This window comes from Uliginosibacterium sp. H1 (assembly GCF_036017065.1).
GTDB lineage: Bacteria > Pseudomonadota > Gammaproteobacteria > Burkholderiales > Rhodocyclaceae > Uliginosibacterium.
Genome location: NZ_JAYXHR010000001.1, coordinates 906,390 through 931,116 on the forward strand (window position 1 = coordinate 906,390; position 24,727 = coordinate 931,116).

Here is a 24,727-nt window from a genome sequence, read left to right on the forward strand (position 1 = left end):
TCGTCGTTTGTGGTCGTATCTTCCTCTTTGTCCTTCCGTTTTCCACTGGCGCCACGGGGCCTGCCGCCATGACTATCCGCAGCGCTGCACACGGTAAAATCGCCACCAGTGCATCACGCAGGGCAGTCCCATGTGCCAGCTTCTCGGCATGAATTGCAATACGCCGACCGACATCGTCTTTTCCTTCGAAGGCTTCAGCCGCCGCGGCGGGCTGACGGGGGAACACGTGGATGGCTGGGGAATCGCCTTCTTCGAGGATGACGGCTGCCGGATCTTCCTGGACTACCTGCCCTCGGTGTCCTCACCGATCGCAGATCTCGTGCGGCAATACCCGATCAAGAGCCGCAACGTGATCGCCCACATCCGCAAGGCCACGCAGGGCCGCGTGAGCCTGGCCAACACCCACCCGTTCCGCCGCGAACTGTGGGGCCGCGACTGGATCTTCGCGCACAACGGCAACCTGGCCGACCTGCCCGCTATGAACGGCAACCGCTTCACGCCGGTGGGCACCACCGACAGCGAATGGGCGTTCTGCTGGTTGATGAACGAACTGTCGGTGCGCTTCGCGCAGATGCCGTCGCACGACTTGCTGTACGCGAACCTGAAGAGCCTGCTGGCCGAGCTGACCGGCCGCGGCACGTTCAACTTCCTGCTCGGCAGCGGCAAGCTGCTGTTCGCGCACTGCGCGACGGATCTGCACTACATCGTCCGGCAGGCGCCCTTCACCTCGGCCCACCTCGCCGATGCCGACCTGAGCGTGGACTTTGCCCAGCTCACGACGAACGAAGACCGGGTTGCCGTCATCGCCACGCATCCGCTGACCGACAACGAAACCTGGACCCGCATGCAACCGGGGGAATTCGCGCTGCTGGAGGGCGGGGAGCGCGTGTACTGAGGTCCGGCTGAGGCCGGGCCACCCTAGCCCCGGTTGTTGCGTCGTGCCAGCGCGATGCCGAACAGCACCAGCACACAGCCGAGCACCTGCATCACGGCCATCGTCTCGCCGAATATCAGCACGGCCAGCCAGGCCGCGGTGACCGGCTGGATCAACAGGCCGATGGACGCCATGTTGGCGCGGATGTGGCCGACCGCCCAGGTGATCAGGCCCTGCCCCAGCACCTGACACACCAGCGCGATGCCGACGACCGCCCCCCAGCCCTGCGCAGAGCGCGGCCAGAAGGTCTCGTCCAGCGCGACCACCACCGGCAGCAGCGATATGGCAGCCACCGAAGCCGTGCCCGCCAGGATCGTCCAGGTCGAGAAGTAACGACGGCAGTACTTCACCGTCAGTTGATACCCCGCGTAGAACACCGCCGCCAGCAAGGCCACCATGTCGCCCCGCAAGGCCTCCCCGGTACCGAAGCTCGCCCGCACCAGCAAGGCGGCACCGGCAATGGCGCAGACGAGCGCCAGCACGAACCCAGACCCCACGCGCTCCGACAGGAACCACCAGGCCCCGAGGGTCACGAACAGCGGCGCGAGGTTGATGAGGAAGGTGGAATTCGCCACCGAGGTCATGTGGATGGCGATGTGCCACAGCGCGAGATCCGCGCCCAGCATCAGGCCGGACACCACCAGCCACAGCCAGGCCTGGGGTGAGGCCTCGCGTACCGCGCGGCTGCCTTCGTTCCAGGCCAGCGCCAGGACGAAGGGAATCGACAGGCCCATCCGCCAGACCACGACCGAGACCGGCCCGGTATCGGCCAGGCGCACGAAGATCGGCGCGAACGCAATGCAGATGCCGCCCGCCAGCAAAGCGAGCAACGACCAGCGCGCCGTGGCCGGCGAGTTTCCGTGGGAGCTCATGGGTTGCCGAAAGAAAGCGCCCGACCGTGAAGCCTGTCGTGCACCGATATTGTTATGGGTTGACTGCCCGGCATTCTATCTGCAATCCACGCGTTTCCGTTGCCCTGCATCAATGCCAGTGGCAAGCCGGCACCCCGCAATGGCAGGCTGTGAGTGATGGTCACCGGAGGGCTGTCGGGCAACGTAAAATGCCGGCCATGACTGCCGCACTCCTGCCCCACGCTCCCGCCTTCGTCCATCTTCGCCTGCACAGTGAGTTCTCGGTCGAGGACGGCATCGTGCGGATCGACGATGCGATCGCCGCCGCCGCGGCGGAAGGCATGCCGGCGCTGGGCATCTCCGACCTCGCCAACCTCTTCGGCATGGTCAAGCACTACAAGGGCTGCCGCGGCAAGGGCATCAAGCCGATCATCGGCGTGGACGCCTGGATCACCAACGAGCTCGACCGCGACAAACCCTGGCGCGTGCTGCTGATCTGCCTGCACCGCGAAGGCTATCGCCAGATCTGCGAGCTGCTGACGCGCGGCTTCCTGGAGAACAAGCATCGCGGCCGGGCCGAGCTGCGCAAGGAGTGGCTGGACACGACCACCACCGCCGGCCTGATCTGCCTGTCCGGCGCCATGCAGGGTGACATCGCCGGTGCGCTGGCGGCCGGCAACCTGGAACGCGCCACGGAGCTTGCGCGCGACTGGGCGCAGCGCTTCCCCGATCGCTTCTACATCGAAGTGCAGCGCGCCGGCCACGCCGGCACCGAGCAGTATGTGCAGCAGGCCCTGCACCTCGCCGGCGAGCTGGAACTGCCGGTGGTAGCCACCCACCCGGTGCAGTTCCTCAAGCGCGAGGACTTCATGGCCCACGAGGCGCGGGTGTGCATCGCGCAGGGCCATGTGCTGGCCGACACGCGCCGCCCGAAGCGCTTCACCGAGGAGCAGTACTTCAAGAGCCAGGCCGCGATGGTCGAGCTCTTCGCCGACATTCCGGAAGCGCTGGAAAACGCCGTCGAGATCGCGAAGCGCGCCTCGCTGTCGGTGACGCTGGGCAAGAACTACCTGCCGCTGTTCCCGACACCCGACGGCATGAGCCTGGACGACTTCCTGGTGCTGGAAGCGCAGCGCGGCCTGGAAGAGCGCCTGGTGCAGCTCTACCCGCATCCGGAAGAACGCGAGAAGCAGCGCCCGCGCTACGACGAACGCCTGAAGATCGAGACCGACACCATCATCAAGATGGGCTTCCCCGGCTACTTCCTGATCGTGGCGGACTTCATCCAGTGGGGGAAGAACAATGGCGTGCCCGTCGGCCCCGGCCGCGGTTCGGGCGCCGGCTCGCTGGTCGCCTACTCGCTGAAGATCACCGACCTCGATCCGCTGGAATACGCGTTGCTGTTCGAGCGCTTCCTGAACCCGGAACGGGTGTCGATGCCCGACTTCGACATCGACTTCTGCCAGGACAACCGCTACCGCGTCATCGAATACGTGCGTGGCCGCTACGGCGCGGACGCGGTGAGCCAGATCGCCACCTTCGGCACCATGGCCTCCAAGGCCGTGGTGCGCGACGTCGGTCGTGTGCTGGATCTCTCGTACGGCATGTGCGACCGCCTGTCCAAGCTCATCCCTGTGGTGCAGAACAAGCCGCTGGGGCTGGAGGAAGCACGCGAGCAGGAGCCCGGCATCGGCGACATGATGAACGACGCCAACGACGGCGAGTCCATCACCGAATTGTGGAACCTGGCGCTGCCGCTGGAAGGCATGACCCGCGGTGTCGGCATGCACGCGGGCGGCGTGCTGATCGCGCCCGGCAGGCTCACCGACTTTTGCCCGCTCTACATCGCCGACGGCGAGGACGCCACGCCGGTTTCACAGTTCGACAAGGACGACGTGGAGGCCATCGGCCTGGTGAAGTTCGACTTCCTCGGCCTGCGCAACCTCACCATCATCGAACTCGCGCTGCAGTACGTGGAGCGCGAGACCGGCGCGCGGCCGGACCTGATGTCGCTGGGCTTCGGCGACCCGGCCGCCTACCAGATCCTGAAGGACGCCAACACCACGGCGATCTTCCAGGTTGAATCGGACGGCATGAAGAAGCTTCTCAAGAAGCTGGGGCCGGACCGCTTCGAGGACATCATCGCCGTGCTGGCGCTCTACCGTCCGGGCCCGCTGGGCTCGGGGATGGTGGACGACTTCATCCTGCGCAAACAGGGCAAGCAGGAGATCGACTATTTCCACCCGGACCTGAAAGCCTGCCTGGAGCCGACCTACGGCGTGATCGTGTATCAGGAACAGGTGATGCAGATCTCGCAGATCATCGGCGGCTACACGCTGGGCGGTGCCGACATGCTGCGCCGGGCGATGGGCAAGAAGAAGCCGGAGGAGATGGCCGCCCACCGCGCCACCATCGCGGACGGCGCGAAGAATCTCGGCTACGACCCCGCGCTCGCCGAACAGCTCTTCGACCTGATGACCAAGTTCGCGGAGTACGGCTTCAACAAGTCGCACACTGCCGCGTATGCCGTCGTCACCTACCACACCGCCTGGCTGAAGGCGCATCACTGCGCGGCCTTCATGGCCGCCACCATGTCCTCGGACATGGACAACACCGACACGGTGAAGATCTTCTTCGAGGACACCGTCGCCAACAAGGTGAAGGTCCTGCCGCCGGACGTGAACCACTCGAACTACCGCTTCGAGCCGACCGACCCGAAGACCATCCGCTACGGCCTGGGCGCGGTGAAGGGCGTCGGCGAGCCGGCGGTGAACTCCATCCTCGCCGCGCGCCAGGATGGCCCCTTCAAGGATCTGTTCGACTTCTGCGGCCGCGTTGATCGCCGCACCGTCAACCGCCGTGCCGTCGAGGCACTGGTACGTGCCGGTGCACTGGATGCCATCGCGCCGCTGACACCGGACGGCAAGGCCCATCGCAACAAGTTGCTGATGAGCGTTGGCATCGCCATGGAAGCCGCCGAACAGGCCGCCGCCAGCGCCGGCCAGGGCGGGCTGTTCGACGCGCCCGGCGAAGTGTCCGCCATCGCCCCGGAATACATCGACGCCAAGCCCTGGAGCGAGAAGGTGCAGCTCGCGGAAGAGAAGACCGCCATCGGTTTCTTCCTGTCCGGCCACCCCTTCAACACCTACAAGGAAGAGGTGCGCCGCTTCGTGCGTACCCCGCTGTCCAGGGTCGAGCCGCGCCGCGAGCCGCAACAGGTCGCCGGCGTGGTGTCCGCCGTGCGCATCAAGATGGGCCAGCGCGGCAAGATGGCTTTCGTGACGCTGGACGACGGCAGCGCGCCGCTGGACGTGACCGTCTATGCCGAAGTGCTGGACGCCAACAAGAACAAGATCCAGGCCGACGAGGTGCTGATCATCGAAGCCAAGGTCAGCCCGGACGATTTCTCCGGCGGCCTGCGCGTGGTCGCCGACAAGGTGATGAGCCTGGGCGAAGCCCGCGGCCGCTTCGCCCGCGGCCTGGCCCTGCGCATCAACGGCGAGGTGGCGAAGACCGGTGGCCCGCGCAAGGCCGCCGACCACCTGCAGGGCCTGCTATCCGCCCATGCCGCCCCGCGCGACCAGGGCGCCTGCCCGGTACGGGTGCGCTACCGCAACGGTAGCGCCGAGGGCGACCTGCCACTGTCCGACCGCTGGACCGTCCGCCTGGACGAGCCACTGCTGGAAAACCTGCGGGAGTGGTTGAGCCAGGACGGCGTGGAGATCATCTACAACTAGCCGGGCCGTGCGCGGGCGTGGCGCCGCTGCGCCCCGCCGGCCGCTTCGACGGTTGATGCTACAGTTGCGTGCCCGAATGCCGTTCAGGTATCCGTTGGCCCACAGACAACGAGGAGACATCACCATGAAGCTGTCCCGTACCCGCGTCATATATGCCGGCACGCTGATGCTGGCCTTGTCTGCCACCGCCCCCGCACACGCGGCGGGTGCCGGCGTCCGTATCGGCACCACCGGCCTGGGCGGCGACGTCGCCTTTGAACTCATTCCGACGCTGTCGGCCCGCCTCGGTTACTCCTACGCTACCTACAACACGACGCTGGACGACACGGACGTCAGCTACGACGCCGACATCCGCCTGTCCAACTTCAATGCCTTCCTGGACTGGAGCCCGCTGCCCGGGCCGTTCCGCCTGACCGCAGGCCTGATCCCCAACGGCAACCGCATAAAGGTGAATGGCCGCCCCACCAACGGGAATTACGTCATCAACGGGCAGACCTACTCGGCCAGCCAGATCGGCTCGCTGGACGGTGAGATCAAGTCCGGCAACTCCGTGGCGCCGTACCTGGGCATCGGCTGGGGCACCGTCGCTGGCGCGGGGGTGAACTTCTATGCAGACCTGGGGGTGATGTACATGGGCACACCCAGCAGCAGCCTGAACGTCGCCTGCGGCGCCGGCCTGTCCGCCTCGGACTGCCAGACCCTGCGCTCGAATGTCGCCGCCGAGCAACAGAAGCTGCAGGACGACCTGAAGAACGCCAAGTGGTACCCGGTGCTCAACATCGGCATCACCATCGGCTTCTGAGCCCCGGGCCGGCGCGCATGACAAGTGGCGGGAAACCCGGGATATTCCGCCTTCCGCCCGCCGGCCTGCGCGATCTATGATTCATACAGGTACCCGGTATGTTTCCCCCCATGCGCACGCCTGCCCTCCTTCTCCTGATCGCCGCATTCTCCGGCCTGGCCCACGGCCAGGGCCTGCGTGTGCCGGTCGACAGCAAGGAGGGTGAAAGCCGCTTCGAACTGGGTAGCGGGGGCGTTCCCGGGGTCAGCCAGGGCGAGGACGGCAATGCTCTGGGTTCGTCCTGGCTGGCGGCTTCCTGGAAACCCTTCGGCGAAGGCCTGCGGACGTCGCTCGGCATGGTCTGGCGCGACCGGCAGGAACACCTCTACCGCGCGCCCGGCGAATCCGACCTGTTCGGCCGCCTCTCCACCCCCTACGTGGGCGTCGGCTGGAGCGGCGCTGTCACGGAAAACAGCCGTTGGCGGCTGTCGGCCGAGATGGGCACCATGCTGCTGGGAAGCGGCAACTGCTCGGCCGATGTCAGCTGCCTGAGCGTGCCCTCGGTCGGCCTCAAGCCCGACAGCCAGGGCGGCGGCATGCGCTTCAACCCCTACGTCACCTTCGGCGCGACCTTCAGTTACTGATCGCCAGGCCTGGCGCTTTCCACAGCTGCGCCGGCAGTGACAACCTGCAACAGCCTCCACTTGCCCGCCTTCTTCGATCGCGACCTGCTTGATGCGCTGAGTACAGCGGCCGCTGGCTCGCCACGCCTGCGCAGCCATCGCAACCTGCACGCCAGCATGGATGAACCGGTCCAGCGCCTGCTGATCGGTATCGAGCCCGGCTCCTACGTCATGCCGCATCGCCACCTCACGCCCGGCTATGACGAAACCCTGCTGATCCTGCGTGGCAGCGTCGGCGTGCTGGTGTTCGACGATGCCGGGCACGTCGAACACTGCGTGAGGCTGGACGCCGGCGGCTCGACCACGGGCTACCACCTGCCGTGCAACACCTGGCACAGCATCTGCGCCCTGCAGGCCGGCACCATCTGTTTCGAGGTGAAGCTGGGGCCATACCGGCCCCTGGTGGACGCGGAGCGAGCGACCTGGGCACCGACGGAAGGCAGCGAAGGCGTTACAAGCTATCTGGCCGGCCTGCAGGCGCACTTCGCGGCCTGAGCCGCACGACCAAGCTCAGGCCAGCATGCCGGTGGCGTTGAGGTCGGCGGTGCGCGACGCCATGCCTTTGGTCAGCACAGCCATGAACACCTCGTGCGTGACCGGCGGGCAGAAATAGTAGCCCTGCGCCTCGCGACAGCCCTCCCGCACCAGGAAGTCCACCTGCGCACGCGCCTCCGCGCCTTCGGCGATGACATCCAGCTTCAGGCTGCGGCCGAGCTGGATGATGGCGCGCACGATGGCGGCGTCATCCGGGTCGTCCACCACGTCGCGCACGAAACTCTGGTCGATCTTGAGGCGGTCCACGTCGAAGCGCTTGAGGTAGGACAGCGAGGAATAGCCCGTACCGAAATCGTCGATCGACAGGCGCACGCCCAGCGCCTTGAGGCGCTCCACGGTTTCCAGCACCTCCTCCGCGTGCTGCATCAGCAGGGACTCGGTGAGTTCGAGTTCCAGCCAGCGCGGATCGAGGCCGGTCTCGTTCAAAACGCTGCGCACGCTCTCGACGATGTCATCGCGGCGGAACTGCAGGGCCGAGATGTTCACCGCCACCGCTACCGGCGGCAGGCCGGCCTGCTGCCATTCCTTCGCGTGCATGCAGGCTTGCCGCAACACCCAGCGGCCGATGGGCACGATGAGCCCTGACTCCTCGGCAATCGAGATGAAACGCCCCGGCGGCACGAAGCCCAGGGCCTCGCTCTGCCAGCGGATCAGCGCCTCCGCCCCCACCACGTCACCTGTCACCAGGTCGACCTGCGGCTGGTAGTTCAGCAGCAATTCGCCACGGTCCAGGGCCTGGCGCAACTGGTTCTCCAGTTGCAGGCGCTCCAGCGCATTGGCATTCATCGCTTCGGTGAAGAAACGGTAGGTGTTCCGCCCGCTCTCCTTGGCGTGATACATCGCCGTGTCGGCGTTCTTCATCAACGCATCGGTATCGCGGCCGTCGTTCGGGAACACGGCGATGCCGATGGAGAAAGAAGTGCCCAGCACGTGACCATCGATCTCGAAGGGCTCGGACAGGCGTCGCAGGATCTTCTCCGCCACCCGTGCCGGCACATCCGTGTCGCCGATGTCGGTCAGCACGATGAGGAACTCGTCGCCACCCTGGCGACACACGGTATCGGTGTCGCGCACGCACTGGGTCAGGCGCTCGGCCACCGCCTGCAACAGGCGATCGCCGGCAAGGTGGCCAAGCGAGTCGTTGATGGTCTTGAAGCGGTCGAGGTCCAGGAACAGCAGCGCCGCGATCTGCCCGTTGCGCTCGGCGCGGCCCAGCGCCTGTTCCAGGCGATCCTGGAACAGCGTGCGGTTGGGCAGCGTCGTCAGCGGGTCGTGGTGGGCCAGGAAGGCGATGCGCGCCTCGGAAGCCTTGCGCTCGGTGATGTCGGTGAACACCGCGACGAAGTGGGTCACGATGTCCGCGTGGTCGCGCACCACGCTGATCGACAGCCACTCCGGGAACTCGGTGCCGTCGCGACGGCGCTGCCAGATCTCGCCCTGCCAGGAGCCACGCCGGCGCGCCTCCCCCCACACGGTTTCGTACTGTTCGGTTTCGAAGCGCGCCGAAGACAGCATGTCCGGCGTGTTGCCGATGACCTCGGAGGAGCCAAAGCCGGTGAGGTCGCTGAAGGCCCGGTTCACCGACAGGATGCGCAGTTGCGCATCGGTGATCATGATGGCCTCCACGCTACTGTCGAACACGGTCGCGGCCAGGCGCAACTCTTCCTCGGCACGGCGCTGCGCGGTGATGTCGGACAGGGTCAGCACCACCGGATGCAGGCCGCTCTGCGAATCGCGAGGCAGCGGCTCGGCACGCGACACGAACCACACCTTGCTGCCGTCGCGGCGCTCGACGCCGACCACCGACGAGGCCGCACGACCCAGGCGCATGGCCCGCGAGCTGGGCAGCTCGTCGATGGAGCCCGGCGAACCATCCTCGTGCAGATACTTCACGATCACCGAGTCGTACAACGGCGGGAACGGTTCCTCCGGCCCCAGTCCGTAGATCTGGCGCGCGGCGGCGTTGGCGATCATCACCCGGCCACCGGCGTCGCGCATGATGACGCCCTCGCGCATCGCCGACAGCACCGTGCGCAGGCGCCCTTCGCTCTCGCGCAGTTCGTTCTCGGCCTGCCGCCGCGCGGTCACGTCCTCGATGACTTCCATGAACTGGCCCGCGGCACGGTTGCGGGCCTTCACCAGCGACATCGTGAGCCGGACCCACACCACCTCGCCGTTGGCGCGGATCATCCGCTTCTCGACGGAATAGGTTTCACGATTGCCGAGCACCAGCTCATCGAGCAGCCGCTCGTTGGGCTCGACGTCGTCACTGTGGGTGATGTCGCGGAAGTCGCGCTGCTGCAGCAGCGCCGCCGGGTAGCCGGTGATCTCGCAGTAGCGCTGGTTGACCCGCACGTAACGTCCGGTCAGCTCGCAAAGGCCCACGCCCACCGCGGCCTGTTCGAACATGCTGCGGAAGCGCGCCTCGCTTTCCTCCAGCGCCGCCTCGGAAGCCTTGTGCGAAGTGATGTCGACGAAGATGCCGCGCATGCCGACCGCATGACTGCGGGAGCCGACGATGGGCGTACGCAGGTCGCGCACGAAGACTTCACGGCCATCGGCATGCAGCAGGCGGTATTCGCATTCGTGGGCGGCATCCGGCCGGGACTGGTCCCGCAGGAAGGCCATGGCCTGTGCCACGTCCTCGGGATGGATACGCGAACGCCAGAAGCCGGACTGGTACCACTGGGTGAGCTGGAAGCCCAGCAGGCCCTCGCCCGGGGCCGACACGTAGGTGAAGCAGTCGGCGCCCACGTCGTACTCCCAGGCCACCACGCTGGTGCCCTCGACGATGACCCGGTAGCGCTCCTCGGACAACTGGAGCGCACGCAGCCGGCGCGAAGCGAGGGAGAGCTGGCGGCGATACATCAGCGACGCCACGGCCAGCAGGACCAGGGACGTCCCGATGAAGAAGGCCGACCAGCCGCTGTCCGACAGCTCGCGCCAGGAGCCCTGCGCGAACGCCGTCGCCGGGGCGGCCGCCAGCACGGTCAGGGCGTGTTTCAGCCCACCGTATCGCCCTGCCCCCCGCGCGCACTCCGCTGACAGTTTGTGCCCCTGCATGCGTCTCAGCTACCTGTGCAAATCAGGCAGGACACTAACACGTCACCGGGTCCGGAGCGACCCCACAAAAGTCCTTGGGGAGGGCATTCTGCGCGCTCGGCGCACGAGGCCGGAACGGCATGGCCGCCGGTCGTGAAAAACGCCCTGCCGATGACGACCGCCTAAGCTTCGCACGGAAGCTGTGCAGCCACGGCCGGCAGTGCTTCAGGCGGTATCTCGCTGCACGAACTGCAGGCGGAATTCGGGTGTGGCCGGCGCCGGGGAGTCCTCCACGGTCACCTGCTCCACCCGCGCACCCGGCGGGCCGTTGCGTGCCCAGTCGATCAGGGCCGCGATCTCGATGTGCGGCCCGTGGATCAGGGCCTCCACGCTGCCATCGCGACGGTTGCGCACCCAGCCGGACACGCCCAGCCGTTGCGCCGCCTGCACCATGCTCCAGCGGAAGCCGACCCCCTGCACCAGGCCGCGGATGCTCAGGTGCCGGGTCACCATGGCATCCGGCGGCGCCTTGTCCGTTTCAGTCCGAGGTGACATGCAGATCCTCCTTCGCCCGCGCCAGCGCTGCGGGCAGGTCAGGCAGCAAGCGGTCGCCGCCGAGCTGCGCGGCAAAACCGGACCGCTGCAGCAGGGACTGCACCTGGCGACCCGCCGCGCACACCACCAGACCGATGCCACGCCGGGCCAGGCCCCTGCGCAGGGCATTGAGCCAATCCACCCCCGAGGTATCGATGTTGAGCACCTCGTGCAGGTCCAGCACCAGCACGCGGCCCGCTATCCGTCCCGGGTCGAGCTGGGCATCCAGCCTGGCAATCGCGCCGAAGAACAACGAGCCACGCAGGGACACCAGTTGCACCCCGGCCGGCACGCCACCCGGGATGTCGGCCGCCGGACGCATGTCCACGCTGGTCAGGTCCTGCATGCGGTAGATGAAGAACAGGCAGGCCAGGATCATGCCGATCTCCACCGCGATGGTCAGGTCGAACAGCACCGTGAACACGAAGGCGGAGAGCACCACGGTGCGATAGTTCCACGAGAAGTGTTTCAGGCGTGCGAACTCGTGCCACTCGCCCATGCGCACCGCCGTCACCACCACGATGGCCGCCAGCACCGGGATCGGCACGTAGCCGGCGAGCGGCGCCGCCACCAGCACGATCAGCAACAGGAGCAGCGCATGCACGATGCCGGCCACCGGCGTACGCGCCCCGGCGCGAACGTTGGTCGCCGTGCGGGCCATCGCGCCGGTGGCCGCGAAACCGCCGAAGAGCGGCGCGGCCAGGTTGGCGATGCCCTGCCCCACCAGTTCCTGGTTGGGATCATGGCGGTCGTCGATGGCCGTGTCCGCCACCCTCGCCGACAGCAGGGATTCGATGGCCCCCAGCAAGGCGATTGCCAGAGCCGGTGACAACAGGCTGCCGAGCGAGGTGATGGAGAACGCCGGCAAGCCGGGCATAGGCACGCCCTGCGGGATACCACCGAAGCGCGCCTCGATGGTCTCCACCGGCAGGTTCAGCAGGACACTGGCAAGGGTGCCCAACACCAGCGCCACCAGCTGGCTGGGAAACCGCGCGAGCAGCCGCCAGCGTTTCGCCGCGCGCTCCCACAACAGGATGCAGGCCACCGCGGCGAGGCCGAGTGCGAAAGTCGGCCAGTGCGTCGTGTGCAGCGCCTGGCCGAGCGCCTGCATGCGCGCGAAGAACTCGGCCGGCAGTTCCCCCTGCAGGCCGAGGAAATCACGGATCTGCGACAGGAAGATGACGACCGCGATCCCGTTGGTGAAGCCGATCACCACGCCGATGGGAATCATCCGCACCAGGTTGCCCAGCCGCGCCAGCCCCATCGCCAGCAACAGGACGCCTGCCAGCATGGTGGCCACCAGCATGTTGTCGACACCGTGGGCCGCCACGACGCCATACACGATGGGGATGAAGGCGCCCGTCGGCCCGCCGATCTGCACCCGCGAACCACCAAGCAGGGAGATGAGCAGGCCGCCGACGATGCCGGTCCAGATGCCTGCGGTGGGGCTCATGCCGCTGGCGATCGCGAAGGCCATCGCCAGCGGCAAGGCCAGCACGCCTACCGTGATGCCCGCCGCGACATCCTGGCCGAATTGCTCGCGCGTATAACCGTGCAGCGATTCGATCAGCTTGGGTCGGAAGCGATGCATCACCCTGTGCGTCACCTAGATGGAAGGAGGCCGTCCGGCATCATGCGCGCCACTCATGACGGTGGCGCTGTGTGGTTGGCCGAGGCTGCCAGCAGCTTTGCCACGGCCTGCAGCATCAGGCCGAAGCCCAGCACCACGCAGACGATCGCACCGAATGTACCGCCCGGCCAACCCTCGATCAGCAGGGCTTTGTCGTAGAACAACCAGTAGCCGCCAGAAGCCAGCAGCAACATGCCGAAAGCATCCAGCACCAGCCACACCACCATGCCGGGCGTGGGGGTCATGCGGCGGCGACCGGGGCCCAGCATGGGGCGCTTACTTCACACGCATGCCGGGCTGTGCGCCGGAGTCGGGCGACAGCACGAACAGGCCGGGCACTTCGCCGCTTTCATCCGATGCGGCGAGGACCATGCCCTCGCTGATGCCGAACTTCATCTTGCGCGGCGCGAGATTCGCCACCATCACGGTCAGGCGACCGACCAGCGTGGCCGGATCGTAGGCGCTCTTGATGCCGGCAAAGACCTGGCGCACGCGCGGCTGGCCGTCCACCACCTCGCCGATGTCCAGTTGCAGCTTGATCAGCTTGGCCGCGCCTTCGACATGCTCGGCAGAGACGATCTTCGCCACGCGCAGATCGATCTTGCCGAAGTCGTCGATGTTGATCTCCGGCGCGACCTCCACGCCGGCCTTGGCGGCAACGGTTTCAATGGCGGCGGTTTCCGCGGTCTTCGGTGCTTCGCTCACGAGCGACTCCTTGTTGGCTTCCAGCAGCGCATCGACCTGCTTGCGTTCGATGCGCGTCATGAGGTGTTGATAGGTGTTGATGGCGTGGCCGGCCGGCAACGCCTGCGACAGGTCGTCCCAACCGAAGGCCGCGACGCCGAAGAAGCTCTCCACCTGCGCGGCCAGCGCCGGCAGCACCGGCTTGAGCAGCACGGTGAGCACGCGGAACTGGTTCAGCGCCGTGCTGCATACGCGGTGCAGGCGCTCGACTTGCGCCGGGTCCTTGGCCAGCTCCCAGGGCTTCTCGTCGTTCACGTAGACGTTGGCGAGGTCCGCCAGGCGCATGATCTCGCGCAGCGCCAGGCTGAAGTCGCGGTTGTCATACGCCTGCGTCACCGCTGCCACGGCGTCCGCACCGAACGGCGCCAGCGCAGCCGCGTCGCTCTCGCCCAGCTTGCCGTCGAAACGCTTGGCGATGAAACCAGCGCAGCGGCTGGCGATGTTCACGAACTTGCCGACCAGGTCCGAATTCACCTTGGCGATGAAGTCGTCCAGCGACAGGTCCAGATCCTCGATGTTGGCGTTCAGCTTGGCGGCGTAGTAATAGCGCAGCCATTCCGGGTTGAGGCCCTGCTCGGTGAAGCTGCGCGCGGTGATGAAGGTGCCGCGGCTCTTGCTCATCTTGGCGCCGTCCACGGTCAGGAAGCCGTTGACGCACAGCTGCGTGGGCGTGCGGTAGCCAGCGAAGTGCAGCATCGCCGGCCAGAACAGCGCATGGAAGTACAGGATGTCCTTGCCGATGAAGTGGACCATCTCGGTCCCTTCGGCAGCGGCCTTCGCCGGATCGGTGAAGCGCGACACATCGATGCCGCCGTGCTTGCCGGCGAAGTTCACGAAGCTGGCGAGGTAGCCGATCGGCGCGTCCAGCCAGACGTAGAAGTACTTGCCCGGCGCGTCCGGAATCTCGAAGCCGAAGTACGGCGCGTCGCGGGAGATGTCCCAGTCCGACAGCTTGTTCTCGCCGTCGCCACCGATCCACTCCTGCATCTTGTTGGCGGCGGACGCGGGCATCACCGAGCCGGCGGTCCACTGGCGCAGGAAGTCCACCGCGCGCGGGTCGGACAGCTTGAAGAAATAGTGCTCCGACTGGCGCAGCTCCGGCGTCGCGCCGCTGACCGCCGAGTACGGGTTCTTCAGCTCGGTCGGTGCGTACGCAGCGCCGCAGACCTCGCAGTTGTCGCCGTACTGGTCCGGCGAGGAACACTTCGGACACGTGCCCTTGATGAAGCGGTCCGGCAGGAACATCTGGCGCACCGGGTCGTAGAACTGCTCGATGGCGCGCGTGGCGATGAAGCCGGCCTGCTTCAGGCGGCCGTAGAACTCGCCGGCCAGCTGCTGGTTTTCCGGGCTGTGCGTGGAGTGGTAGTTGTCGAAGGCGACGCCGAAGTCGGCGAAGTCGCGCGCATGCTCGCCGTGGGCGCGGGCGATCAGCTGCTCCGGCGTGATGCCTTCCTTCTCGGCACGCAGCATGATGGGCGTGCCGTGGGTGTCGTCGGCGCACACGTAATGCACCGTGTTGCCACGCATGCGCTGGAAGCGCACCCAGATGTCGGCCTGGATGTAACCCACCAGGTGGCCGAGGTGGATGTCGCCGTTGGCATACGGCAGGGCATTGGTAACGAAGATCTCGCGTTTTTTCGCGGGCGTGCTCATGGGGGGATGTTCTGCAGAAGACTGCGGCAAAGCGGGAAGCCGCGATTTTAGCCCGCCGACCCCTTGCGGGTCACGGACACTGATGCCGACAGGCAGTTTCCAGCGGAGCGTCAGGCAAGCGTCAAGGCCACCAGCGGCGGCAGGCCGATGCCCGCCCGCGCCGCGTTACAGCGGGGATTCACGCTGCCATCCGGCTCGCGCGCATCGAACTCACGACAGGTGCTGGAGCGTTGCGTGTAGATGCGACAACTCACGCAACTGCCCGGCTCGCCCCCCAGCGCCACGCAGCGCTGGCTCACCGGATCGCGTCGCATCGCACGCATCGTGGGGCTCACCTGCTCGGTCAGCGCGACCGGCACCGTGCCGCCCGGCGCGTCATCCGCCTCGCCCCAGTAGAAGGAGACGCGGAAGCGCGTACAGCAGGCGCCGCAAGCCGTGCAGGGGTTTGGGGCTGCACCCGGGATTTCGACTGTGCTCATAACCAGAGGTGAAAAGGCGTCCAGGGACCCCGTGATAAGCTTGACTAAATCAATCAAGTATTACGTCAGACAGCCATGAGTCTAACCAACGACGCCCTGCTCGCCCTCGTCGGCGCGCTCATCGACCCCAACACCGGCAAGGCTTTCGCCGACGCACGCGCCATCAGATCGGTACGCATCGCCGACGGTCGTGCTGAAGTCGCGGTAGAGCTCGGCTACCCGGCGCGCAGCCAGCACGACGCCATCGCCGCGCAGATCGAAACCGCTGCGCGAGCAGCCGGCGCCACGTCTGCCAGCGTGACTGTCAGCTCGAAGGTCGTCGCCCATGCCGTACAGGGCAACAACAAGCTGCTGCCGGGCGTGCGCAACATCATCGTGGTGGCCTCCGGCAAGGGCGGCGTCGGCAAGAGCACCACCGCGGTGAACCTCGCGCTCGCGCTGTCGCAGGAAGGCGCGCGCGTCGGCATCCTGGACGCCGACATCTACGGCCCCAGCCAGCCGCAGATGCTCGGCATCGCCGGTGCCCAGCCGCAGAGCGAGGACGGCAAGACCATGCAGCCGCTGCAGGCCCACGCCCTGCAGGCCAACTCCATCGGCTTCCTGGTCGACACCGAGCAACCCATGGTCTGGCGCGGGCCGATGGTCACCCAGGCGCTGCGCCAGTTGCTCAACGAAACCCGCTGGGACGACCTCGACTACCTGGTGATCGACATGCCGCCCGGCACCGGCGACATCCAGCTGACCCTGGCGCAGACCGTGCCGGTCACCGGCGCGGTGATCGTCACCACCCCGCAGGACATCGCCCTGCTCGACGCCCGCAAGGGCCTGAAGATGTTCGAGAAGGTCGGCATCCCCATCCTCGGCATCGTCGAGAACATGAGCATCCACATCTGCTCCCACTGCGGCCATGCCGAACACATCTTCGGACAGGGCGGCGGCGAGAAGATGTGCGCCGACTACGGCGTGCCCTTCCTCGGCGCCCTGCCGCTGGACATCGCCATCCGCAGCCAGGCGGATTCCGGCACCCCGACGGTGGTGGCCGAGCCGGACAGCCAGGTGGCCGCCATCTACCGCCTGATCGCCCGCAAGGTGGCGATCGCCATCGGCGACAAGCAGCGCGACCTGCGTCACAAGTTCCCGAACATCGTGGTGCAGAACACCTGACGAGTAACAGGCCGCGAGGCGAAACAACCCTGTAATATCGCGGCTTTTCAGGCACTTCCGGGCAGAACAGCGTGAGTATCAAATCCGACAAGTGGATCCGCCGCATGGCGGAACAGCACGGCATGATCGAGCCCTTCGAGCCGCATCTCGTGCGCGAGGCGAATGGCCACAAGATCGTGTCCTACGGCACCTCCAGCTACGGCTACGACATCCGCTGCGCCGACGAATTCCGGGTGTTCACCAACATCAATTCGACGATCGTCGACCCGAAGAACTTCGATCCGCAGTCCTTCGTGGAAGTCTCCGGCAAGGGCTACTGCGTGATCCCGCCGAACTCCTTCGCGCTGGCCCGCACGGTGGAATACTTCCGCATCCCGCGCTCGGTGCTCACCGTGTGCCTGGGCAAGAGCACCTACGCGCGCTGCGGCATCATCGTGAACGTGACGCCCTTCGAGCCGGAGTGGGAGGGCTACGTGACGCTGGAGTTCAGCAACACCACGCCCCTGCCCGCCAAGATCTACGCGGGTGAAGGCTGCGCCCAGGTGCTGTTCTTCGAGTCCGACGAGATCTGCGAGACCTCGTACAAGGACCGTGGCGGCAAGTACCAGGGCCAGGTCGGCGTCACCCTGCCGAAGATCTGATCCGCAGGGCCTCGTGAGCGTACGAAACGGGCTGGCGCTCGCCGGCCTGCTCTGTCTTGGCCTCCTGCCGGGTTGTGCGTCGTTGTCTGAAAAGGAATGCCGCACGGCCGACTGGCAGCAGATCGGCTACCGTGACGGCAGCAACGGCTACCCGCGCAGCCGCGCGGCCGATCACGTCCAGGCCTGTCGCAAGTCCGGCGTGACAGTCGACGAGCCGCGCTATTTCGCCGGCCACGCCGAAGGCCTTCAACGCTACTGCACGCCGGACAACGGCCTGCGGGCCGGCCTGTCCGGCCAGGGCTACGCCGGCGTCTGCCCGGCCGACCTGGCGGTGGCCTTCGAGGAGCGCTACATCGCCGGCCGCGAGGTGTGGCGCCAGCGCCAGCGCATCGACGAGATCGACAATGAGCGCCGTAACCTGGAATACCAGCTGGGCCGGGCCAAGACCGACGACGACCGCCGCTACCTGCGCAACAGCCTGCGTTCGCTGGATTTCGAAGCACGCCGGGAGCGCGACATCCTGTACATGCTGGAACGCCGCCTGCGGGTGCCTGTAGGCGGATTCTGAGCGTCACATCCCTGTCCGCCTTTGCGCGGTATCATCCGCCCTTGTTTCCGAGCCGGCCCCGCGCCGGCCTTCTTCTTTTCCGGGAGTACCCGCCATGCGTTTCCACTTTCCGATCATCATCATCGACGAGGACTTCCGTTCGGAAAACACTTCCGGCTTCGGTATCCGGGCGCTGGCGAAGGCAATCGAGGAAGAAGGCATGGAGGTGCTGGGCGTCACCAGCTACGGTGACCTGACGTCCTTCGCGCAACAACAGAGCCGCGCGTCCTGCTTCATCCTGTCCATCGACGACGAAGAGTTCTTCGCCGACGAGGCGGAAGACACCATCGAAGAGCTGCGCGCCTTCGTGAAGGAGATCCGCTTCCGCAACGCGGAGATCCCCATCTTCCTGTACGGCGAGACCAAGACCTCGCGCCACATCCCGAACGACGTGCTGCGCGAGCTGCACGGCTTCATCCACATGTTCGAGGACACGCCTGAGTTCATCGCCCGCTACGTGGTGCGCGAGTCCAAGGCCTACATGGACAGCCTGCCGCCGCCCTTCTTCCGCGCGCTGACCCACTACGCGTCCGACGGCTCCTACTCCTGGCACTGTCCCGGTCACTCCGGCGGCGTCGCCTTCCTGAAGAGTCCGGTCGGCCACATGTTCCACCAGTTCTTCGGCGAGAACATGTTGCGCGCCGACGTCTGCAACGCGGTGGACGAGCTCGGCCAGTTGCTGGACCACACCGGACCGGTGGCGGCCTCCGAGCGCAATGCCGCCCGCATCTGCCACAGCGACCACCTGTTCTTCGTCACCAACGGCACCTCGACCTCCAACAAGATCGTGTGGAACTCGACGGTGGCGCCGGGCGACATCGTGGTGGTGGACCGCAACTGCCACAAGTCCATCCTGCACTCGATCATCATGACCGGGGCGATCCCCGTGTTCCTGATGCCCACGCGCAACCACTACGGCATCATCGGTCCGATCCCGAAGAGCGAATTCAAGTGGGAGAACATCCAGAAGAAGATCGAGAAGAACCCCTTCGCGACCGACAAGAATGCCAAGCCGCGCGTGCTCACCATCACCCAGAGCACCTATGACGGCGTGCTGTACAACGTCGAGGAAATCAAGGAAGAGCTGGACGGCAAGATCGACACCCTGCACTTCGACGAAGCCTGGCTGCCGCACGCCGCCTTCCACGACTTCTACGGCGACTACCACGCCATCGGCGAAGGCCGTCCGCGCTGCAAGGACTCGCTGGTGTTCTCGACCCAGTCGACCCACAAGCTGCTGGCCGGGCTGTCGCAGGCCTCGCAGATCCTGGTGCAGGACTCCGAGTCGCGCCAGCTCGACAAGCACACCTTCAACGAGGCTTACCTGATGCACACCTCCACCTCGCCGCAATACGCGATCATCGCGTCCTGCGACGTGGCGGCGGCCATGATGGAGCCTCCGGGCGGTACCGCGCTGGTCGAGGAGTCCATCTCCGAAGCCATGGAATTCCGCCGCGCTATGCGCAAGGTGGACGAGGAATGGGGTGCCGACTGGTGGTTCAAGGTGTGGGGGCCGGAGTACCTCGCCGAAGAAGGCATGGGCACCCGCGAGGACTGGACGCTGAAGGCCAACGAGCGCTGGCACGGCTTCGGCAACCTGGCCGAAGGCTTCAACATGCTGGACCCGATCAAGGCCACCATCATCACGCCGGGACTGGACGTGGATGGCGACTTCGACGATGAAGGCATCCCGGCATTGATCCTCACCAAGTACCTCGCCGAGCACGGCATCGTCGTGGAGAAGTGCGGCCTGTACTCCTTCTTCATCATGTTCACCATCGGCATCACCAAGGGCCGCTGGAACACGCTGGTGACCGAGCTGCAGCAGTTCAAGGACGACTACGACCGCAACCAGCCGCTGTGGCGGATCATGCCGGAGTTCGTCGCCAAGCATCCGCGCTACGAGCGCGTCGGCCTGCGCGACCTGTGCCTCCAGATCCACAACGTGTACAAGGCCCATGACATCGCCCGCCTCACCACCGACATGTACCTGTCGGAAATGGAACCGGCGATGCGCCCGACCGACGCCTGGTCGATGATGGCCCACCGCAAGATCGAGCGCGTATCCATCGACGAACTGGAAGGCCGCGTCACCGCCATGCTGGTGACGCCCTACCCGCCCGGCATTCCGCTGTTGATTCCCGGCGAGCGCTTCAACAAGACGATCGTGGATTACCTGAAGTTCGCCCGCGTCTTCAACGAGCAGTTCCCCGGCTTCGAAACGGACATCCACGGGCTGGTGAAGGAAGACCGGGGCGGCGAGGTGCGCTACTGCGTGGACTGCGTGCAGCAGTAACTGAAGCCGCATGGAAAAGGGCCGCCGGTGAGTACCGGGCGGCCCTTTTCTTTTTGATACGGCTGGTGTGCCGGCTAGCGGCCCGACCTGTCCTGGCGGGCCTCGCGCAATTGCCACTGCAACAACAGGTTCTCGGCCCGCAGGCGCAGGTTCTCCGCCTGGTCCAGGGACTGCCGCTCGCCATGCGCCAGGGCACGCACCAGGGCGCTGACCGACTGCGCGCGCAGGTCGCTGTACTGCATCAGCATCTGCTTGCGCTCGGCATCGCCGTCCAGCCCGCTCAGCATGCCTTCGACCTGCTGCCAGCCGGGCAGGACTTCGTTCTCCAGGCGGGTGGCGGCCTCAGTCGCCGAGATCTGGCGGGTCTGCAGCGCGCCCAGAACCTGTTGCGTCCTTTGCGTGAGGCTCATGTCCTGCAAGGCAAGATTGCGCAGCAGTTGCTGGTCCTGGCTCGCCTCGGCCGGCTGCGTCGGGTGGTTTGCCGCAAGCCACAGGCCCAGGCCTGCCAGTGCCACCAGCAATACGGCAGCCCAGCTGAGCGGCCTCAGCCATACCGTACGCAGTGGCTGGGCCACGGAAACCGCCATCCCCGCCCCCAGCACCACACCTGCCAGCAATCCGCCGACGTGGGCGGCGTTGTCGACACCCGGCACCATGAAGCCTGCAAACAGCGAATAGCCGATGAACGCAACGACACCGCTGCGCACTTCGCGCAGCATGGCCAGCGGCATTTCGCCGCGACGTACCAGCAGCCAACCCGCCAGCGCGCCGGTAAGTCCGAACACGGCACCGGACGCCCCCACGCTGACCGGCCCCGGTTGCCACCACAGGCTGGTGAGCGCTCCCAACAGGCCCGACATCAGGTAGATCAGCAGCAGGCCGGCGCGCCCGTGGAGCCGCTCCACGAAGGCGCCAACCTGCCACAGGGCAAGCATGTTGAGGCCGAGGTGGATCAGGCCGCCGTGCAGGAAGATCGACGCGGGCAGGCGCCAGAACTGGCCGTCCAGCACCAGCCTCGCCTGGTTGCCGCCCAGGCGCACCAGCCATTCCGCCGGAATGTGCCACAGCGCACCCGCCGTGGCGGCCTGCACCGAGAAGACCAACGCGGTAAGGACCACGAGGCCGTGGCTCCAGCGCGCGCGGGGCACGCGGCCAAAAAGCAGGTCGAGGAATCGCTGTTCGTCCAAGGGCGTATCGGTGGCCGGTCAGTGGCCTGAGTGGGCTTGCAGCAGACGGGTTGTGAAGTGTCGCACCGCCGGTGCGAAGAAGAAGATCATAGGGCAGGCCACGGCATAGGCAATGACAAAGGCCTTCAACCAGTGAAAGACGAAATCGGGCACGAAGCCGATGTTCACGAAGGTCACCACGAAAGTCATGACCGGCACCATCACGGCGGCCATGAGGGCCGAGAACAGCAGGTGGGCACGGGTATCGGGTCTGTCCAAAGGCGCCTCGTCGCAGAGCTGCTACTTGCTACGGGCAGCCTTCTGGGCGTCAGCCAGGGCCTGGCGATAGCGCTGGTCCGCGTCGCGGATGCGCTGCTTCTGGTCGTCGTTCAACGGGCGGCGCAGATCATTTTCCAGCCCCGCGATGAGACGCGCCACCGGGTCGGTGATGCGGCCCTGGCTGGGCATCGCGCGGCGCACCGTCATGGCGGGAATATTCAGCGACATGGCCACGTCGCGGATGAAGCCTTCGTCGGCCTTGCGTGTCTCCGCCTTCAGGTAGGCCACCTGGGCGGGCGACAGCGACGGCCCTGCCGCAAAGGCGGACGTCCCTCCCAGCAGGCACGCGACGACACACAGGCAGAAGGCTCTCTTCATCATGCAGGGACTGTATCAGGCTTGGGCCTGTCCGAAGGCAGGCATGCCCGAACCGGGCGATGTCAGGGAAGCAGGATCGTCGATCCCGTGGTGCGGCGCGCCTCCAGCTCGATGTGCGCCTGCGCCACATCCGCTAACGCATGGCGCTGGCGGATGTTGACACGCACGGCGCCCGACAGCACCTGCTCGAACAGATCGGCAGAAGCCGCCAGAAGGTCTTCGCGTCGGGCCACGTAGTGCGCCAGGATCGGGCGCGTCAGGAACAGCGAGCCCATGCGCGCCAGCGCTCCCGGCTCGATGGCCGGCGCGGGCCCGGACGCATTGCCGAAGGTGACCATCATGCCCAGCGGACGCAGGCAGCTCAGGGAATCGAGGAAGGTGTCGCGGCCGATCGAGTCGTACACCACCGGCAGGCCTTCCCCGCCGGTGATCTCGCGCACCCGCTCGGCGAATTTCTCGCGGGTGTAGACGATGGTGTGGTCACAACCGTGTGCGCGCGCCAGTTCGGCCTTCTCGTCGCTGCCGACAGTACCGATGACCGTGGCCCCCAGCGCCTTGGCCCACTGGCACACGATCAGCCCGACGCCACCCGCCGCCGCGTGGATGAGGATGGTGTCGCCCGGCTGCACGCGATAGGTCCTGCGCAGCAGGTACTGCGCCGTCAGGCCCTGCAGCATGATGGACGCCGCCGCTTCGCACGATATCTGCGGTGGCAGCTTGACCAGGCGGTCGGCCGCCACGTTGCGCGCGGAGGAGTACGCGCCCAGCGTCGCGTTGCCATAGGCCACGCGATCGCCCGCCGCGACCTCGGTGACTTCGCTGCCCACGGCCTCCACGACACCGGCGCCCTCCTGGCCGAGACCGCTCGGCAAGGGCAGCGGATAAAGACCGGAGCGCTGGTAGACGTCGATGAAATTCAGGCCGATCGCTTCGTGGCGGACCCGCACCTCGCGCGGCGAAGGCGGTGGCAGCTCCACCGATTCCAGTTGCATGACCTCGGGGCCGCCGTGCTGGTGGATGCGTACGAAGGTTTCCATGCTGAGTCCTCGCGACTGTGGTCGTCCGTGGCAGCGCCTGGTCAGGGCAGGCGGAATTTCACCTGGCCCACGAAGGCGCCGTCCACATAGGGTTTGATCGAAGGCACGACGAAGAACTGCAGGCCGGTCACGCTGCCGCGCCATTCCAGCGTCGGTGCCAGCAGGGGCGCCACCTCGGTCTCGTTGTAACCGGTCAGCGCGCCGACGGTAGCACCGACCCGCCAGCCTTCCGACAGGCGCCACGGATAGTAGTTGCCCACCGCGTAGAAGGTCGGCTTCGACAGGCTGTTCTTGTAGTAGCCGACGGCCCAGGAGATCTGCTCGTTCCAGTCGCGCTCGTAGCCGATGCCGGGATTGAATTCGTTGTGGCCGAGATCGCGCTCGAAATGGTACGAACCGCCACCGATGTTGATGAACTGGTCGGCCGCAGCGCTACCGGCCATCGCGGTACAAAGCGCCGCCAGCGCAAGCCTGCAATGCAATTGCAACATGTACTCCAGGGGTCGGACATGAGGAATGCGCAGTCTAGCGCGAGGGCAGCGGCAGGGATGGCACAAAGGTCGTCGGCCAGCTTCACGCTACCCGGCCCGGCGGGCATAATGCACCGCAGCATTCCAGCCTCGGGAGAGTGATCGTGAAGCGCGTGGTGTTCAACCAGAAGGGCGGCGTCGGCAAGTCCACCATCACCTGCAACCTCGCGGCCATCGCTGCCTCGCAGGGTCTGCGCACCCTCGTGGTCGACCTCGACCCGCAGTGCAACTCCAGCCACTACCTGCTGGGCAAGGCCGCCGATGACGCTGAACCTACGGTGGCCGACCTGCTCGAACAGACGCTCACCGTGCGTTTCGAGCACAAGCCCGCACGCGACCACGTGCTGCCCACGCCCTTCGACAACCTGTGGGTGATGGCGGCCTCCCCGCGACTGGAAGAACTCATCACCAAGCTGGAATCTCGCTACAAGCTCTTCAAGCTGCGCGAGGCTTTCGAGGAGCTATCGACAGACTTCGACCGCATCTACGTCGACACCCCGCCCGCACTCAACTTCTACACCCGCTCCGCGCTGATCGCCGCCGACCGCTGCCTGATCCCCTTCGACTGCGACGACTTCTCCCGCCGTGCGCTGTACGCGCTGCTGGAGAACGTCAACGAAATCCGCGGCGACCACAACGAAGCCCTCGCGGTGGAAGGCATCGTGGTCAACCAGTTCCAGCCCCGCGCCAGCCTGCCGCAGAAGATCGTCGACGAGTTGCTCGAAGAGAAGCTGCCGGTATTGCCGACCTATCTCTCTTCATCGGTGAAGATCCGCGAGTCGCACCAGCTTGCGAAGCCGATGATCCACCTCGACGCACGCCACAAGCTGACGCAGGAATTCATCGCCCTGCACGACGCGCTGGAGCGCTGAATCCGTCGGGGGTGTGCCCTTTCGTCGCGATGATCCGACCGTCTGGCCGCCTGTAAGCTTTGAGGTCACCTACC

The 24,727-nt window shown here is 66.3% G+C and carries 22 protein-coding genes; 10 read left to right on the forward strand and 12 right to left on the reverse strand.

Annotated elements, in window-relative coordinates:
- The first annotated feature begins 130 nt into the window (after positions 1-130).
- Positions 131-895, forward strand: a complete 765-nt coding sequence (locus VVD47_RS04140) for a class II glutamine amidotransferase (protein WP_327602132.1) — start codon at positions 131-133, stop codon at positions 893-895.
- Positions 896-918: 23 nt separating this feature from the next.
- On the opposite strand, the gene VVD47_RS04145 is transcribed toward VVD47_RS04140, so the two are convergent.
- On the reverse strand, positions 919-1,806 hold the full coding sequence (locus VVD47_RS04145) for a DMT family transporter (RefSeq protein WP_327602133.1): 888 nt from the start codon (positions 1,804-1,806) through the stop codon (positions 919-921).
- Positions 1,807-2,003: 197 nt separating this feature from the next.
- Here VVD47_RS04145 and dnaE point away from each other — a divergent pair, with 197 nt between their 5' ends.
- The 4 genes from dnaE (at position 2,004) to VVD47_RS04165 (ending at position 7,481) form a co-directional block, all read left to right on the forward strand.
- Positions 2,004-5,522 (forward strand): DNA polymerase III subunit alpha, encoded by a 3,519-nt coding sequence (dnaE, locus tag VVD47_RS04150; RefSeq protein ID WP_327602134.1) that lies wholly within the window; start codon positions 2,004-2,006, stop codon positions 5,520-5,522.
- 124 nt (positions 5,523-5,646) lie between these two features.
- Positions 5,647-6,324, forward strand: coding sequence for a hypothetical protein (locus VVD47_RS04155; protein ID WP_327602135.1), 678 nt, complete (start codon positions 5,647-5,649; stop codon positions 6,322-6,324).
- Positions 6,325-6,422: 98 nt separating this feature from the next.
- The gene (locus VVD47_RS04160) at positions 6,423-6,947 is read left to right on the forward strand and encodes a hypothetical protein (RefSeq protein WP_327602136.1); all 525 of its coding nucleotides are present in this window, start codon (positions 6,423-6,425) and stop codon (positions 6,945-6,947) included.
- A gap of 60 nt (positions 6,948-7,007) precedes the next feature.
- Complete coding sequence (locus tag VVD47_RS04165; protein ID WP_327602137.1) at positions 7,008-7,481, forward strand: WbuC family cupin fold metalloprotein; 474 nt, start codon at positions 7,008-7,010, stop codon at positions 7,479-7,481.
- Between the two features lie 15 nt (positions 7,482-7,496).
- On the opposite strand, the gene VVD47_RS04170 is transcribed toward VVD47_RS04165, so the two are convergent.
- The 6 genes from VVD47_RS04170 to VVD47_RS04195 form a co-directional block, all read right to left on the reverse strand.
- On the reverse strand, positions 7,497-10,604 hold the full coding sequence (locus VVD47_RS04170; protein ID WP_327602138.1) for an EAL domain-containing protein: 3,108 nt from the start codon (positions 10,602-10,604) through the stop codon (positions 7,497-7,499).
- A 204-nt stretch (positions 10,605-10,808) separates the two neighbouring features.
- Positions 10,809-11,138, reverse strand: a complete 330-nt coding sequence (locus VVD47_RS04175; protein WP_327602139.1) for an acylphosphatase — start codon at positions 11,136-11,138, stop codon at positions 10,809-10,811.
- A complete protein-coding gene (locus VVD47_RS04180; protein ID WP_327602140.1) occupies positions 11,122-12,768 on the reverse strand; it encodes a SulP family inorganic anion transporter in 1,647 nt (548 codons plus the stop codon). The genes VVD47_RS04175 and VVD47_RS04180 overlap by 17 nt, the downstream gene beginning before the upstream one ends.
- A 53-nt stretch (positions 12,769-12,821) precedes the next feature.
- Positions 12,822-13,052 carry a hypothetical protein gene (locus tag VVD47_RS04185; RefSeq protein ID WP_327602141.1) on the reverse strand — a complete coding sequence of 77 codons (231 nt, stop codon included), beginning with the start codon at positions 13,050-13,052 and terminating at the stop codon, positions 12,822-12,824.
- Between the two features lie 31 nt (positions 13,053-13,083).
- Positions 13,084-15,204, reverse strand: coding sequence for a methionine--tRNA ligase (gene metG / locus VVD47_RS04190; RefSeq protein ID WP_327602142.1), 2,121 nt, complete (start codon positions 15,202-15,204; stop codon positions 13,084-13,086).
- A gap of 110 nt (positions 15,205-15,314) precedes the next feature.
- On the reverse strand, positions 15,315-15,683 hold the full coding sequence (locus tag VVD47_RS04195; RefSeq protein WP_327602143.1) for a YkgJ family cysteine cluster protein: 369 nt from the start codon (positions 15,681-15,683) through the stop codon (positions 15,315-15,317).
- 75 nt (positions 15,684-15,758) lie between these two features.
- Here VVD47_RS04195 and apbC point away from each other — a divergent pair, with 75 nt between their 5' ends.
- The 4 genes from apbC to VVD47_RS04215 all read left to right on the forward strand — a co-directional run bounded on the left by apbC (position 15,759) and on the right by VVD47_RS04215 (position 20,391).
- Positions 15,759-16,847: an iron-sulfur cluster carrier protein ApbC gene (apbC, locus tag VVD47_RS04200; RefSeq protein WP_327602144.1), complete on the forward strand. Its 1,089-nt coding sequence runs from the start codon at positions 15,759-15,761 to the stop codon at positions 16,845-16,847.
- 71 nt (positions 16,848-16,918) lie between these two features.
- Entirely contained in the window at positions 16,919-17,488 is a 570-nt protein-coding gene (dcd, locus tag VVD47_RS04205) for a dCTP deaminase (protein ID WP_327602145.1), read from the forward strand.
- Positions 17,489-17,501: 13 nt separating this feature from the next.
- Entirely contained in the window at positions 17,502-18,056 is a 555-nt protein-coding gene (locus VVD47_RS04210) for a DUF2799 domain-containing protein (protein WP_327602146.1), read from the forward strand.
- 94 nt (positions 18,057-18,150) lie between these two features.
- Positions 18,151-20,391, forward strand: coding sequence for an arginine/lysine/ornithine decarboxylase (locus VVD47_RS04215; protein ID WP_327602147.1), 2,241 nt, complete (start codon positions 18,151-18,153; stop codon positions 20,389-20,391).
- Positions 20,392-20,465: 74 nt separating this feature from the next.
- Here VVD47_RS04215 and VVD47_RS04220 read toward each other — a convergent pair whose 3' ends face one another.
- The 5 genes from VVD47_RS04220 to VVD47_RS04240 are packed head-to-tail and all read right to left on the reverse strand — an operon-like array spanning position 20,466 to position 23,742.
- Entirely contained in the window at positions 20,466-21,578 is a 1,113-nt protein-coding gene (locus VVD47_RS04220; RefSeq protein ID WP_327602148.1) for a rhomboid family intramembrane serine protease, read from the reverse strand.
- Positions 21,579-21,596: 18 nt separating this feature from the next.
- Positions 21,597-21,836, reverse strand: coding sequence for a DUF2798 domain-containing protein (locus VVD47_RS04225; RefSeq protein WP_327602149.1), 240 nt, complete (start codon positions 21,834-21,836; stop codon positions 21,597-21,599).
- Positions 21,837-21,857: 21 nt separating this feature from the next.
- On the reverse strand, positions 21,858-22,217 hold the full coding sequence (locus VVD47_RS04230) for a hypothetical protein (protein WP_327602150.1): 360 nt from the start codon (positions 22,215-22,217) through the stop codon (positions 21,858-21,860).
- A gap of 59 nt (positions 22,218-22,276) precedes the next feature.
- Positions 22,277-23,251, reverse strand: coding sequence for a quinone oxidoreductase family protein (locus tag VVD47_RS04235; RefSeq protein WP_327602151.1), 975 nt, complete (start codon positions 23,249-23,251; stop codon positions 22,277-22,279).
- 41 nt (positions 23,252-23,292) lie between these two features.
- Positions 23,293-23,742, reverse strand: coding sequence for a hypothetical protein (locus tag VVD47_RS04240; protein ID WP_327602152.1), 450 nt, complete (start codon positions 23,740-23,742; stop codon positions 23,293-23,295).
- 143 nt (positions 23,743-23,885) lie between these two features.
- Here VVD47_RS04240 and VVD47_RS04245 point away from each other — a divergent pair, with 143 nt between their 5' ends.
- Positions 23,886-24,653 carry a ParA family protein gene (locus VVD47_RS04245; RefSeq protein ID WP_327602153.1) on the forward strand — a complete coding sequence of 256 codons (768 nt, stop codon included), beginning with the start codon at positions 23,886-23,888 and terminating at the stop codon, positions 24,651-24,653.
- Positions 24,654-24,727 lie beyond the last annotated feature (74 nt).